The sequence below is a fragment of the Streptomyces sp. NPDC006476 genome (assembly GCF_040612015.1).
Lineage (GTDB): Bacteria > Actinomycetota > Actinomycetes > Streptomycetales > Streptomycetaceae > Streptomyces > Streptomyces griseorubiginosus_B.
Window position 1 is genome coordinate 25,901 of the sequence record NZ_JBEXPK010000074.1, and the last position, 13,846, is coordinate 39,746.

The window sequence follows — 13,846 nt, forward strand, 5'->3', positions numbered from 1 at the left end:
AAGGGCGAAAGGCGGTGAGTGGGACTGCCGAGTCAACCGGCCGTCCCCGCCCGGCGGTTGGCACCCGGCATGTCCACGTTGCCGGCCGGCCTCCTACCCGGCTTCCGCGTCGCACCAACGATGCTGCGCGCCGCCGTACACGGCTCCAGCCCCGCCTCAACAGTGGGCTGTCGTGGGCCGCCGACCATCAGCGCCGCGCTCCTTCCACCAGAAGTCAGCGCGTCTGCGCAACCGCGAAAGGTGTCTGCCTGTGTTCCGCTCATCCCTCGCCCGCCGGTCCCGTACCTCGCTCACTCTTGTCGCCGGAGCCGGCATCGCCGCGGGCCTGCTGGCCACCGCGGTCGCCCCCGCCTCCGCCGACAAGGGTGTCCACGTACGGAGTCCCAAGCCCACCGTCGTCCTGGTCCACGGTGCTTTCGCCGACTCCACCAGCTGGAACGACGTCATCAAGAAGCTTCGCCACGACGGTTATCCGGTCATCGCGGTCGCCAACCCGCTGCGGTCCCTGAGCGGCGACTCCGCCTATCTGAAGGACGTCCTGGCGGGCATCGACGGCCCCATCGTTCTGGCCGGGCACTCCTACGGCGGCTCCGTCATCAGCAACGCGGCCACCGGCAACAAGAACGTCAAGGCGCTGGTCTACCTCGCCGCCTTCCTCCCGGAGAAGGGCGAGAGCGCGGCCGACCTGTCGGGCAAGTTCCCCGGCAGCACCCTCGGCGAAGCCCTCCACTCCGTACCGCTGACCGAGGCGGACGGCTCCCAGGGCGCCGACCTCTACATCCAGAACGACAAGTTCCGTCACCAGTTCGCCGCCGACGTGCCCCGTAACAAGACCGACCTGATGGCCGTCACCCAGCGACCTGTCACCAACGCCGCCCTGGCCGAGGGTGCGGCCGAGCCGGCCTGGAAGACCATTCCCTCCTGGGTCCTGGTTGCCACGCAGGACCTCAACATCCCTGCCAAGGCTCAGGAGTTCATGGCCGAGCGGGCAGGCGCCCACACCTCGGAGGTCCGCTCGTCGCACGCGGTGAGCGTTTCGCAGCCCGGTAGGGTCACCGACGTCATCGAGGACGCCGCGCGCTCGGTGCGCTGACGCCTCTTACGTATGTCGGTCAGGGGATCGGGACGGACCGGACGGTCCGTCCCGATCCCCTGTGTGCCCGCTGCAGGCCCTTCGCAAGCGGGCCCCGTCACAGGTCGGGGACGGCGAGGACCCTGCCGACCTGGATGAGTACACCACAACGGCCGGTACCGGACAGGTGTCTCGGTACCGGCCGTCGTGCGGTCCAGTCGCGCGGGAGCGGATCCCGGTCGCTGGCCGTTCTCCGGTTCTACTTCCCCTGCTGCGCGATCCAGTCGCTGAATCGCGTCTCGCCGAGGCGCGCGTCCGGACCGGGCAGCAGCGTCTTCTCCTCCAACTGGGCTCCGAAGTAAGGGGCCTTGGGATCGGAGACGACCGTGCGCGGGTCGTTCTTGGCGGCCAGGCCCTTACGGATCAGCTCGTCCAGCTGGAATGTGTCAGGTCCGGCGACCTCGACGACACCGCCCACCGGCTCACCGACGGCAGTGCGGCCGACCGCGGCGGCGACGTCGTCGGAGTAGATGGGCTGGATCGCGACGGGGGCAAGGTGCACCGTGTTGTCGTCCTGAGTGGCGGAGTCCGCGATGCCCTTCATGAACTCGAAGAACTGGGTCGCGTGCACGATGGAGAACGCAACTCCGGACTCCCTGATCAGCTCCTCCTGCGCCTGCTTGGCGCGGAAGTAACCACTCTCCTGGAGCCGCTCCGTGCCCACCACGGACAGTGCGACGTGGTGCGTGACACCGGCCTCCTTCTCCGCCTTGAGCAGATTCGTGGTGGAGGTGCGGAAGAACTCCATGACCGCGTCGTCCTCGAACGAGGGGGAGTTGGACACGTCCACCACTACCTGAGCGCCCTGCAGAACCTCAGCCAGGCCCTCACCCGTCAGAGTGTCGACCCCGGTGTTGGGCGCGGCCGGAACCGCCTCGTGGTCGTGCTCGGTGAGCTTGCCGACCACCTTGGAGCCGATGAGACCGGTTCCGCCGATGACTACGACCTTCATGATGGTTCCTCCTCGATTATTGGGGTTTCCGTACCAGTAGTGACAGGACAGGGGGAGGTATGTGTGACATGGCACCGGGCGCATCATGTGCGGCGCGTCGTGTCACGCAGGCCCGGGTTGCGGCACCTCGCCGTTCACTGGTCGAGGCCGTAGCGCGCGCGGGCCTGCGCGACGGCCTCCGGGGCGACCTGCCCGGTCCTGGCCAGCCGGTACAGTGCCGTCACCACGATGGACTCGGCGTCCACCTGGAAGTGGCGGCGCACGTCCGCACGGGTGTCGGAGAGACCGAAACCGTCGGTGCCCAGGGAGTAGTAGTCCTGCTCGACCCACTGGCTGATCTGGTCGGGCACCTGCCGCATCCAGTCGCTGACGGCCAGCACCGGGCCCGGCGCACCGGCCAGCGCCCGGGTGACGTACGGGGTGCGCTCCTCGCCGCGCATGCGGGCCGCGTCGGTGTCCAATGCGTCGCGGCGCAGCTCTGTCCAGGACGTCACCGACCACACGTCGGCGTGTACGTTCCAGTCGGAAGCGAGGAGTTCCTGGGCTCGGAGTGCCCAGTGGATGGCCGTACCGGACGACAGCAGCTGGAGCCGGGGACCGGTCGCGGTGGGCTCGGCGGGCCGGTACCGGTAGATGCCCCGGACGATGCCCTCCTCGACACCCGGCAGCGCCGGCATGGCCGGCTGGTGCTTGGGCTCGTTGTACACGGTCAGGTAGTAGAAGACGTTCTCCGGCCGCTCGCCGTACATCCGGCGCAGACCGTCCCGGACGATCACCGCGATCTCGAAGGCGAACGCCGGGTCATAACTGATCACCGCGGGGTTGGTGGAGGCCAGCAAGTGCGAGTGACCGTCACCGTGTTGCAGCCCCTCGCCGGTCATGGTGGTGCGTCCGGCGGTGCCGCCGACGACGAAGCCGCGGCCCATCTGGTCACCGAGCGCCCAGAACTGGTCGCCGGTGCGCTGGAACCCGAACATGGCGTAGAAGATGTAGAACGGGATCATCGGCTCACCGTGCGTGGCGTACGAGGTGGCCGCGGCGGCGAACTCGGCCACGGAACCTGCTTCGGTGATGCCCTCGATGATCAGCTGCCCGGTCTTGCTCTCCTTGTAGTAGAGCAGTTGGTCGGCGTCGACCGGGTCGTAGTTCTGGCCCAGCGGCGAGTAGATCCCGGCCGTCGGGAACATCGACTCCATCCCGAACGTGCGGGCCTCGTCGGGGATGATCGGCACCCAGCGCGCCCCGGTGCGCTGGTCCCGCATCAGGTCCTTGACCAGGCGGACCAGCGCCATCGTGGTGGCGACCTCCTGATGGCCGAAGCCCTTCTCCAGCGCCTCGAAGGGCTTGGCGGGCGGTTCCGGCAGCGGTTTGGCGATCACCCGGCGAACGGGGAGGGGGCCGCCCAGCGCCGCCCGCCGCTCATGCAGGTACCGCACCTCCGGCGAGTCCTTGCCGGGGTGCCAGAACGGGACCTGCTCACCGGCGAGCGCGCTGTCGGGGATGGGAAGCTCCAGCAGGTCGCGCATCTCACGGAACTGCTCCATCGTGAGCTTCTTCATCTGGTGGTTGGCGTTGCGGGACTCGAAAGCCGAGCCGAGCGTGTGGCCCTTGACCGTCTGGGCGAGGACCACCGTCGGCCCGCCCCGGTGCTGCACGGCGGCACGGTAGGCGGCGTACACCTTCAACGGCTCGTGGCCGCCGCGGGAGTTCTCGAACAGCTCGACGACCTGGGCGTCGCTCAGGGAGGCGGAGACGGCGGACAGAGCGTCGCCGGTGAAGAAGTTCTTGCGTATGTAGGCGGCGTCCCGCGCGGCGAGCGTCTGCATCTGCGCGTCGGGCACCTCGCCCAGGCGCCGCACCAGGTCGCCTGTGGCGTCCTGGTGCAACAGCGGGTCCCAGGCTTCGCCCCACAGAGTCTTGACCACGTTCCAGCCACTGCCGCGGAACCGGGCCTCCAACTCCTGAACGATCTTGGAATTCGACCGGACCGGCCCGTCCAGGCGCTGCAGGTTGCAGTTGACCACGAAGGTGAGATTGTCCAGGCCCTCGCGGGACGCCAGCGTGAGAGCGGCGATCGACTCCGGCTCGTCCATCTCCCCGTCGCCCAGGAACGCCCACACCCGCGAGGCGGAGGTGTCCTTGATGCCGCGAGCCTGAAGGTAGCGGTTGAACCGGGCCTGGTAGATCGCGCCGAGCGGACCCAGCCCCATCGACACCGTCGGGAACTCCCACAGCCACGGCAGCCGGCGCGGGTGCGGGTAGGACGGCAGGCCATGGCCGCCGGCCTCCCTGCGGAAAGCGTTCAGTTGCTCCGTGCTCAAGCGCCCCTCGAGAAAGACCCGGGCGTAGATGCCCGGCGAGGCATGCCCCTGCAGGAACAGCTGATCGCCCGAGCCGTCACCGTCCTTGCCCCGGAAGAAGTGGTTGAACCCGATCTCGTAGAGCCAGGCCGCAGACGCGTAGGTGGAGATGTGGCCGCCCAGTCCCAGACGCGAACCGCGGGTGACCATCGCCGCCGCGTTCCACCGGTTGAGCGCGGTGATCCTGGATTCCATCTCCAGGTCCCCGTCGAACTCCGGCTGCGCGGAGGCCGGGACGGTGTTGATGTAGTCCGAGGACAGCAGCCCCGGCAAGGACATCCCGGACCGCGCCGCGAACTCGTGCACCCGTCGCATCAGGTACACCGCCCGCTCCGGCCCGGCGTTGCGCACCACAGCGTCGAGGGAGGCCTGCCATTCGGCGGTCTCCTCGCGGTCACGGTCGGGTATCTGGTCGAGCTCACTGATCGCAGAGGACTCAGTGGGCCGGGACGGATCACTCATGGCAGCCTTCCTGTCGCGGCATGGGGAAGAGGGGAATGCCGGCTGCGGAAAGGGTCGCTGTCGCACAGACGGCCGGCCGGCGGGCATGGGCGGCGACAGGTGCCGCCGCCTTGGCGGGGGCAACGTACGTTGAGCTACTGGGTCAACCTGTGGTGGTCCAAGTCGTGCTCGGCCCGGAGGGCGTCCGCTCAGCGGGCACGACGCCGACGAACGCAAGAACCCCGGACAGCGGCATACGGCGACACGGCGACCTGAACGATCACCACCCCGTGGTCGCGGACCCCGGAGACGGTCCTCGCAGCGATGAGCCGGCGGAACCTGTCACGACGACTCCCATCCGAACCTCTGTGAGAGGCTCGGGATCGAGGCCGCTGATCACGCTGCTACTCGACGAAGTACGAGTCGTGCCTGTCGAAGAACGCGGCACGCTCCTCCTCCGAGGCGTGCGCCAGCTGCGACACCTGCTCGAAGTACTCCTCACGTGGCGCGCCCGGCGTGAACAGCAGCAGCATGTCGGCCGGGGCGTCGGAGTCGTTGCGGAAGGCGTGCAGACCCCCCTGGGGCACATGCAGGAAATCGCCCTTGCGTGTGTCGACCCACTGCACACCGTCGAACACACGCACCGTGCCGTCCAGGATGTAGAACGACTCCGAGATCCGCTTGTGGAAGTGCTTCTTGGGTCCGCCCGCCTTCGGCCTCATCTCCACCCGATACAGGCCGAACTCACCCCGCGTGGTGTCAGTGGTCGCCAGATAGTGGGTGGCGTCCTTCCCGGTTCCGCTCTCGCCGATGGCCGGCGGTGTGGTGGCAGGCCGGTAGACGGCGCTGACCTCGCCGTCCTCTCCCCAGTACTTCTGCTCCGGATACGGGTACGACATGTCGCGATTCCTTTCCTGCGACGCACACGCGGTGAGGCGCCGACGCGGGCCGCTGAACAGCGGTCCTCTCAACAGTGAGACCGATGAACACCCATCGATGTGACACGGGGCGCCCGAGGACGAGACGTCAGTCGACGACGTGGTGACGGGCGAACCGGGACACCAGCGGGGGCTCCATGAGCCAGCTGTGCGCCCGCCCGTGCAACGGATGAGGGGCCGTGTCGGCCTGCCGCAACGTCCCGAAGGCCACCAACGCGCCGATGGCCAACAGGCCCGCACACAGCGGCATGGCCCGGCTGAAAGACGTGTCGAAGGCGGCGCCCGATCGGTAGGCATCCGGCCCCATCCCCACCAGCAGCGGCAGCGCTGCCACGGAGACCAGGCCGGAGGCGCGGGCCGCGGCGTTGTTGATGCCACTCGCCAGCCCGGCGTTCGCGGCCTCCACCGACGACAGCAGGGTGACGCTCAGCGGGGCGACCATGATGACCATGCCGGTGCCCATCACCATCAGGGCGGGCAGGACGTCGTGGAGGTAGGACGTGCCGGGGCCGACCCGCAGCATCATCAGCATGCCGGCCCCGCACACCAGCGGGCCGACGGTGAGGGGGATCCGCGGCCCCAGCCGTTGGGCGAGCATGCCGGAGCGGGACGAGAACAGCACCATCAGCACCGTATTCGGCAGCATGGCCGCGCCGGCTGCCAACGCCGAGTACCCGACGACGATCTGCAACTGCAGGGCGGTCAGGAAGAAGAACCCGCCCGTGCCCGCGTACACGCACAGCGTGATCAGGTTGACGGAGCGGAACGGGCGGGACGAGAAGATCGACAACGACATCATCGGGTCGTTGCTGCGCCGCTCCACCAGAAGGAACGCGAAGCCCGCCACGACGCTGCCCACGGCCGCGGCCAGGACCACCGGTCCGCCGTCCCGGGCCTCGGTCAGTGCGTAGGTGGCCAGGGCGAGCGTCACAGCGCCCAGCACGGCGCCGGGGATGTCGAAGCCGAGTCGCCCTCTGCCAGCGGCGCCGACCGCGAGACTGTCCTCGCGGGGCGTGCCCACGGACTCCGGGACGTGACGTAGCGCGATCGGCAGGCACAGAAGCGCCGGCACAGCGCTGAGCAGGAAGGTCCAGCGCCAGCCGGGGCCGTCCACCAGCCAACCGCCCACAAACGGCCCGAGGGCCGCGCCGATTCCGCCGAATCCCGACCACAGGCCGATCGCGTGGGGCCGGTCGTCCGGGTGGAACGAGGCCTCGATGATCGCCAGTGAGCCGGGGGTGATCAGGGCGCCCCCGACACCTTGCAGTGCTCGCGCGGTGATGAGCGTGGTGGTGTCGGGAGCCACAGCGCACAGCAGGGATGCGACCGCGAACCACGCGATGCCCACCACGAAGACGCGGCGCCGTCCGAAACGGTCGCCCAGCGAACCGCCCAGCAGGATCAAGGCCGCCAGAGTGAGCATGTAGGCGTTCGCGGTCCACTGCAGAACGCCGAGGTCGGCGTCGAAGTCGGCGCCTATGTGCGGCAGCGCCACGTTGGTGACGGTCGAGCCGAGCATGACCACGCTGGATCCCAGAACGGTGGCCAGCAGGGTCCACCGGCCGCGCGCACTGGCGACACGGAGGGGACCCCGGTCGTCCGGAGACGAGGACGAGGACGGAGACGGAGATGACGTCATGTCGCGTCCCGGCGTCAGGTGGCGAAGCCGTCGCGGCCGGCGTGTTCCTGGCGCAGGGCGCGCACATCACGCACGGCGGCCGCGAACGCCTCTGGGCGTTCCTGCGGGAGATTGTGACCGGCGTCCGGCACCTGCCGGTGCAACCGGGGACCGGTGAAGTGGTGAGCGCTGGACGAGCCGTCCGTCGCCGGGAAGTTACCGTCGGCCAGGCCGTCGAGGGTGACGGTGGGAACCGTGATCGCGGGCAGCTCGGCGAGACGCCTCTCGAGGTCCACGTACGCCTCTGCGCCCGGCGCGAAGCCGAGCCGGTGCCGGTACGAATGGATGACGACGTCGGTGTAGTCGGGATTCCGGAAGGCCTCGGCGGCCCGCGCCAGATCTTCTTCCTCGAACGGCCACCGGGGGGAGTTCCGCTTCCAGATGACGCGGGCGACACCTGTGGGGTCGGCGGCCAGACCGGCCTCGCCCCGCTCGGTGAGGAAGTAGTAGAAGTACCAGAACCCGGCCTCGAGTTCGGGGGCCACGGGGGTCATCGCCGCACCGATGTTCTGGATGAGATAGCTGTTGACCGAGACCAGACCCAGGATCCGCTCGGGCCACAGGGCCGCGGCGATGTTGGCGGCCCGTCCGCCCCAGTCGTATCCGGCCACGTAAGCCCGCTCGACGCCCAGAGCGTCCATGAGCGCGATGACGTCGGCTCCCAGGGCGGCCTGCTGACCCGAACGCGGGGACACTTCGGACAGGAACGCGGTAGGCCCGTGTCCCCGCAGGTAGGGGACGACGACCCGGAAACCGTCCTTGGCGAGCAGCGGCGCCACGTCGACGTAGCTGTGCACGTCGTAGGGGAAACCGTGCAGGAGCAGCACAGTGTCGCCGTCCGTGGGACCCGTCTCGTGGTAGGCGACTTCCAGCACGTCGGTTCTGACTCGTCGCAGAGGGGCGAGTGCGGGGCGATCTGGCATGAGAGGCCTCTGGATTCCGGTACGAGTGGGGTGGCGACGGCGCGCCGTCCGTCTCCTGGTCGAGGACCAAGAGGACCAGGAGGACCAGAAGACGGGGGGCGGGCGCCCGGTGTGCCCCGAGCGGACGACTCAGCCGAACATGCCGGGCTTGTAACCGCCCGCGGGCTGCTGGTTGATGATGTTGATGCGGTTGTAGGCGTTGATGACGGCGATCAGAGAAATCAGCGCGGCGAGCTGGTCCTCGTCATAGTGCTTCGCGGCGTTCGCCCATGCCTCGTCCGACACACCGTTCGCGGCGTCCGCGGTGCGGGTGCCCTGCTCGGCCAGCTCCAGCGCCGCGCGCTCGGCGTCGGTGAAGACGGTGGCCTCACGCCACGCGGCCACGAGGTTCAGACGCTGCTGGTCCTCGCCTGCGGCGAGGGCGTCCTTGGTGTGCATGTCGGTGCAGAAACCGCAGCCGTTGATCTGGCTGGCACGGAGGTTCACCAGCTCCACGGTGGCTGTCGGAAGCGCCGAGTTCACCACACTGGCGACCGAGTTCAGGTGCCTCATGACCTTGCCCGCAAGGGCGTTGCCGAAGTAGTTGATACGTGCGTCCACGGCGTGTTCTCCTCGGGTGTGGGACCGTTACAACGCACTGACCGGGACCGCCGTCGATTTGTGACAGCGTTCGCCGACGACGCCCCCGAGCACGGCACGGTCGCGCCGTGATTCACCCACCTTGGTCCCTTTTTCTTGGTGTGTCACACATCGGCTCCTGGCCCGGTCTGATGGTGTGGACGTCCTGTGAAACCCCACCATCTCTGAAGGAGCACACTGTGAGTGACATCATTCTCGAGCCCGCCGCGCAGGAGTTCGCCGACGCGACCGCCAAACCGCCGCTGCTGTACGAGCTCGGCGTCGATGGTGCCCGCAAGCTGCTCGACGACGTGCAGGCCCAGCCCATCGAGAAGTTCGACGTGGACGAGAAGTGGATCACCGTCCCCGCCCGTGTGGGGGACGTGAGGGTGCGCATCGTCAAGCCTGTCGGCAGCAGTGGCGTCCTGCCCGTGATCCTGTACGTGCACGGCGGCGGCTGGATTCTGGGGAACGCCGGTACACACGACCGTCTGGTGCGCGAGCTGGCGGTGGGGGCGAAGGCGGCCCTGGTCTTCGTCGAATACGACCGTTCACCCGAGGCGAAGTACCCCGTCGCCATCGAGCAGGCCTACGCCACCGCCCAGTGGATCACCACGAAGGGGAGCGAGGAATCCCTCGACGGGTCCCGCCTCGTCGTAGCCGGTGACTCCGTCGGCGGCAACATGGCCGCGGCCCTGACCCACATGGCCAAGCAGCGCGGTGACGTGACCTTCCTGCACCAGTCGCTGTACTACCCCGTCACCGACGCTGCCCAGGACACCCAGAGCTACAAGACCTTCGCCCACGGCCCGCACCTGACGGCGAAGGCCATGGAATGGTTCTGGGACGCCTACACCACCGACCCGGCCGAGCGCGCCCAGATCACCGCGTCGCCCCTGCGCGCCACACTGGAAGACCTCCAGGGTCTGCCGCCGGCGCTCGTCATCGTCGACGAGAACGACGTACTGCGTGACGAGGGCGAAGCGTACGCCCGCAAGCTCGTCCAGGCCGGCGTGCCGACCACGAGCATCCGCTACAACGCCAGCCTGCACGACTTCATGATGCTGAACACGGTCCGCGGAACCCAGGCCTCGAGCGCGGCGATCGAGCAGGCCGTCCACGTTCTGCGCAAGGCCCTGGGAACCGACTGACACCCTTCGGGCGGTGACGCCCTCGTGGCAGCCCAGGTGCGCCGGGCATGCCGCACCAGTAAAGGAAAGGCCACTCTCGTGAGTGCACTGAAACCCACCATCGTCCTCGTCCACGGCGCCTTCGCGGACTCCTCCAGCTGGAACGGCGTCGTCGAAAGGCTCCAGTCCCACGACTATCCGGTGGTGGCCGCCAGCAATCCGCTGCGTGGACTGGCCGTCGACGCCGATCACGTCAGGCAACTCGTGGCCTCCATCGACGGCCCGGTCGTCCTCGTCGGCCACTCCTACGGCGGATCGGTCATCAGCAACGCCGCGACGGGACTGAACAACGTCAAGGCGCTCGTCTTCGTCGCGGCCTTCCTGCCCGGCGAGGGTGAGAGCGCGGTCACCCTGTCGGGCAAGTTCCCCGGCAGCACTCTCGGAGAGACGCTGCGCCCCGTGCCGGTCACGCTGCCCGACGGCAGGCAGGTCGCGGATCTCTATATCGAGCAGAGCAAGTTCCACCACCAGTTCGCCGCCGACGTCCCCGAGGGGACGGCGGCGGTCATGGCCGCCACCCAACGTCCCGTGACCGATGCCGCGCTGGCAGAGGGCGCCGCGGCCCCTGCGTGGAGGGACCTTCCGGCATGGGTTCTCGTGGCCACCGAGGACCGGAACATTCCGCCGCAGGCGCAGACCTTCATGGCTGAGCGTGCGAAGGCCACGTTCGTGAGCCTCAACGCCTCCCACGCGGTCAGTGTCTCGCACCCCGGTGATGTCGCCCGCCTGATCAACGAGGCGGCGCAGGCGACCGCCTGAGCGGACGGCTTTCTGAGTACGGCACTGTCGGGTGGTCGGTCGCGCATGCGATCGTCCACCCGACAGTTCCGGCCGGGTGCACCTCGGCCTCGAGTCATGCCCTGTCACAGGATCAGCGTCTGCCTTGTCCATAGGGCGTCTGTAGGGCCGTAGTCGGAACCACCGACGGGTACGAGGAGGAAGCACATGCAGGTCGCTGTCGCCGGAGGAACCGGCCTGGTGGGGAAGTTCGTCGTAGCCGAGCTGCGAGCGGCGGGACATCAGCCAGTGACCCTCGCCCGCTCGCAGGGCGTGGATCTGACCACCGGTGTCGGGTTGCAGGACCGGTTGTCCGGCTGTGACGTGGTGATCAACGTTGCGAACGTCGTCACGACGAGAGCGAAGGTCGCAGTCGACTTCTTCTCCCGGACCACCGGCAATCTGCTCTCCGTCGCCCGGCGAACGGGGGTCAAGCATGTGATCACCCTGTCGATCGTCGGCAGCGACGAGGTGGACTTCGGGTACTACATGGGTAAACGTGCGCAGGAGGAACTGGTCCGCGACGGAGATCTGCCATGGACAGTGCTCCGCGCCACCCAGTTCTTCGAGTTCCCTGAGCCGCTGCTGGACAACCGGTCACCGGTGGTCCTGATGCCGAACATGCTGACTCGCCCCGTCGCCGCCCGAGATGTCGCAAAAAGACTCGTCGACCACGTGAGGCAGGACCCGGCGGGAATGGCACGGGAAATCGCCGGACCCCAGCAATTGGGCATGGTGGACATGGCGCGCCGTATCCTGCGCGCCCAGGGCCGGCACCGGATCGTCGTTCCTGTGTCGCTCCCGGGCAAGGTCGGCAAAGCCATGTCGGGAGGGGGTCTGCTGCCTCACGGGGACTACGACGAGGGCCCGTTGACGTTCGACGACTATCTCGCGGGCTTGGCGCGGCCCATGGCGACCGGTCGGTGAACGAGCATCCGGCATGCCGGGCCGCCGTGTCGCCGGCGGCCCGCAGGCAGCACCGCAACGGGACTGGCTGAACCGACACCGTCGCCGCGATGCGTGACCACATTGCGTACGCACAGGGGAACTGGGTGGCCGAGATGACCAGGAACAGATCGACATCGTGAAGCGGCCGAGTGATGACCGAGACGCCCGGCGAGCCCTGCGGCCGGTACGGAGTCCGGGAGCAGGCGCTCAGTCGGATGCGGTTCGCCTACTCCCGGAACGCGGCAGCAGTCAGATCTCTCAGTCTCAGGACTGTGTTTCGACGTACTCGAATGTCGGGCCGGCCGTCGTGTCGTCTCCATCGGGCATCGTCATCAGATTCTGAGCCTCCGCCTTGAGTGCGTACATCGTGCCCGTTGCGGCTCCGAGCAGCTGCGGACTGCCGTTGAAAGCCTGTTCGAGCTGCTGGAGCAGTTGGCAGTACGTCCGGTTGAACTTCTCCTGCGCTTTCCGGATGGGGCTGCCCAGGGGATGGTCTGCCAGCAGGGGGTTGGGGCGCATCGGCAGGACGCCGTCCGAGTCGATCACGACGGCCTCACCCGTGGGTCCGGACTGCGGTGTGTCACCGCGCAGATAGCGGCGTCCGAGCTTCAGTTCCTGGAACCGGTAGTAATGAGAAACCTCATCGCGGTCGGGATGGAAGATGTCCCGGTCGCCGTCCCAGACCTCGCCACGTGCCGTCCCCTCACCTTGTTCGACGATTTCCTCCAGAGCCGCGAGCGCCGAAGCGAGGTCCGTGACCGCGGTCAAGGTGCCGCCGGTATGGGCGAAGGGACCAGCCGTCACCTGGCGCGCCCCGTCACCGCAGAAGACTTCCGTCTCCCCGAGTTCAGCGCACAGGTGACGCAGCCCTTCTTCGATCGCGTCATAGAACTGACCGATCGTCTCGTAGTCGTCACCTTCCGGCGGAGCGCTGGGCGCCGCCGGCTGTTCCAGACGGAGGAACATCTCGAGTGCCTCCGTCCCGAACGGAACGAGCGACAACCGCAGGGAACGGTCGCCATGGGGGAGAGGGCGAGGATGACGCTGCAGCAGCGTTGCCGGATCCAGCCGAGGCTCCCCGCCGACCGCGTTGAGCAGGTTCGCCGCCAGTGCCAGGTGGATCATCTCCTCGACGAAGACGCTGCCGATTGCTTGAGCAGCGTCCGGGTTGCGCTGCGGGTCGAGAGAGTAGAGCGCACAGAGATAGGGCGGCAGGGTGGCGTGTTCCAGTTCGATCGCCCATTGAAGGTGCTCGCGAAGGCTGTCGAGCGTTTCGATCCGTGCTGCCGTTGCCTGGCTGACATGCGACACTTCTTCGCTGTTCACAGGTTTCCCATTTCGGGTGCAGGGGTGATGGGCGTGATGCCGATGCTGCCCACTCGCGTCACCGGCTGGTCAGAACCGTCGAATGCCACTGCCAACAGAAAAGTGCATCGCCGACCGACCGTTGGTTAAGACAGGGCAGACGTCCGTTCTGTGACATCACCGGGTCCCGGGAAGCCGTGACTTCGGCCCCGTTCCCCGCTGTCACAGATCTGCCGCGTCCCCGGTCATATGGAACAACGGGATGAGCCACCAACTTTCACAACCATGTCTTCGGCTACTTCACAGCCCACGACGTGGTGGACATCATGGAAGGTGTGAAACAATGTCAGAGAATGCGCATCACGGGCATGGGCACGGTCATGGGGACGGCGGCGAGGACGGGCCGAGTTGGACCAGGGCGGCGAAGCTGCTTCAGGACGCCGCGCCGATCACCGTTCCCGAGGGTGCCTCGGCCATGACGATTCATGTGCACTGGGAGCCTGGGGACCCGGGCACTCCGCCGCATCGTCACTCCGGTCCGGCGTTCGGGTACGTCACCAAGGGTGCGGTCCGTTTCGAGCTGG

General features: G+C 67.9%; 11 protein-coding genes and 1 pseudogene. 5 read left to right on the forward strand and 7 right to left on the reverse strand.

The window, feature by feature from the left end:
- Nucleotides 1-250: 250 nt before the first annotated feature.
- Nucleotides 251-1,093, forward strand: coding sequence for an alpha/beta hydrolase (locus tag ABZZ74_RS43870; RefSeq protein ID WP_356949728.1), 843 nt, complete (start codon nucleotides 251-253; stop codon nucleotides 1,091-1,093).
- 238 nt (nucleotides 1,094-1,331) lie between these two features.
- Here ABZZ74_RS43870 and ABZZ74_RS43875 read toward each other — a convergent pair whose 3' ends face one another.
- The 6 genes from ABZZ74_RS43875 to ABZZ74_RS43900 form a co-directional block, all read right to left on the reverse strand.
- Entirely contained in the window at nucleotides 1,332-2,084 is a 753-nt protein-coding gene (locus ABZZ74_RS43875; protein ID WP_356949729.1) for an SDR family oxidoreductase, read from the reverse strand.
- Nucleotides 2,085-2,218: 134 nt separating this feature from the next.
- Nucleotides 2,219-4,906, reverse strand: coding sequence for a pyruvate dehydrogenase (acetyl-transferring), homodimeric type (gene aceE / locus ABZZ74_RS43880; protein ID WP_356949730.1), 2,688 nt, complete (start codon nucleotides 4,904-4,906; stop codon nucleotides 2,219-2,221).
- A 383-nt stretch (nucleotides 4,907-5,289) separates the two neighbouring features.
- Nucleotides 5,290-5,784, reverse strand: coding sequence for a cupin domain-containing protein (locus ABZZ74_RS43885; RefSeq protein ID WP_079664478.1), 495 nt, complete (start codon nucleotides 5,782-5,784; stop codon nucleotides 5,290-5,292).
- A gap of 127 nt (nucleotides 5,785-5,911) precedes the next feature.
- Nucleotides 5,912-7,462: an MFS transporter gene (locus ABZZ74_RS43890; protein ID WP_356949731.1), complete on the reverse strand. Its 1,551-nt coding sequence runs from the start codon at nucleotides 7,460-7,462 to the stop codon at nucleotides 5,912-5,914.
- A gap of 14 nt (nucleotides 7,463-7,476) precedes the next feature.
- A complete protein-coding gene (locus ABZZ74_RS43895; RefSeq protein ID WP_356949732.1) occupies nucleotides 7,477-8,376 on the reverse strand; it encodes an alpha/beta hydrolase in 900 nt (299 codons plus the stop codon).
- A 177-nt stretch (nucleotides 8,377-8,553) separates the two neighbouring features.
- A complete protein-coding gene (locus ABZZ74_RS43900) occupies nucleotides 8,554-9,024 on the reverse strand; it encodes a carboxymuconolactone decarboxylase family protein (protein WP_356949733.1) in 471 nt (156 codons plus the stop codon).
- A 218-nt stretch (nucleotides 9,025-9,242) separates the two neighbouring features.
- Here ABZZ74_RS43900 and ABZZ74_RS43905 point away from each other — a divergent pair, with 218 nt between their 5' ends.
- From ABZZ74_RS43905 to ABZZ74_RS43915, 3 genes are all read left to right on the forward strand, one after another.
- Nucleotides 9,243-10,193, forward strand: a complete 951-nt coding sequence (locus ABZZ74_RS43905; RefSeq protein ID WP_356949734.1) for an alpha/beta hydrolase — start codon at nucleotides 9,243-9,245, stop codon at nucleotides 10,191-10,193.
- A 78-nt stretch (nucleotides 10,194-10,271) separates the two neighbouring features.
- A complete protein-coding gene (locus ABZZ74_RS43910) occupies nucleotides 10,272-10,991 on the forward strand; it encodes an alpha/beta hydrolase (protein ID WP_356949735.1) in 720 nt (239 codons plus the stop codon).
- A 186-nt stretch (nucleotides 10,992-11,177) separates the two neighbouring features.
- Complete coding sequence (locus ABZZ74_RS43915; protein ID WP_356949736.1) at nucleotides 11,178-11,936, forward strand: NAD(P)H-binding protein; 759 nt, start codon at nucleotides 11,178-11,180, stop codon at nucleotides 11,934-11,936.
- Between the two features lie 285 nt (nucleotides 11,937-12,221).
- Here the strand turns inward: ABZZ74_RS43915 and ABZZ74_RS43920 are convergent, their stop codons facing one another.
- Nucleotides 12,222-13,283 carry a ferritin-like protein gene (locus ABZZ74_RS43920; protein ID WP_356949737.1) on the reverse strand — a complete coding sequence of 354 codons (1,062 nt, stop codon included), beginning with the start codon at nucleotides 13,281-13,283 and terminating at the stop codon, nucleotides 12,222-12,224.
- Between the two features lie 322 nt (nucleotides 13,284-13,605).
- On the opposite strand from ABZZ74_RS43920, the pseudogene ABZZ74_RS43925 reads away from it, so the two are divergent.
- Nucleotides 13,606-13,846, forward strand: a pseudogene (locus tag ABZZ74_RS43925) (cupin domain-containing protein); the annotation flags it as partial.

Excerpts from the sequence above, each read along its gene's own strand:
- ABZZ74_RS43875 (WP_356949729.1), bottom strand. The coding sequence starts at position 2,084 with ATGAAGGTCGTAGTCATCGGCGGAACCGGTCTCATCGGCTCCAAGGTG.
- aceE (WP_356949730.1), bottom strand. The coding sequence starts at position 4,906 with ATGAGTGATCCGTCCCGGCCCACTGAGTCCTCTGCGATCAGTGAGCTC.
- ABZZ74_RS43885 (WP_079664478.1), bottom strand. The coding sequence starts at position 5,784 with ATGTCGTACCCGTATCCGGAGCAGAAGTACTGGGGAGAGGACGGCGAG.
- ABZZ74_RS43890 (WP_356949731.1), bottom strand. The coding sequence starts at position 7,462 with ATGACGTCATCTCCGTCTCCGTCCTCGTCCTCGTCTCCGGACGACCGG.
- ABZZ74_RS43915 (WP_356949736.1), top strand. The coding sequence starts at position 11,178 with ATGCAGGTCGCTGTCGCCGGAGGAACCGGCCTGGTGGGGAAGTTCGTC.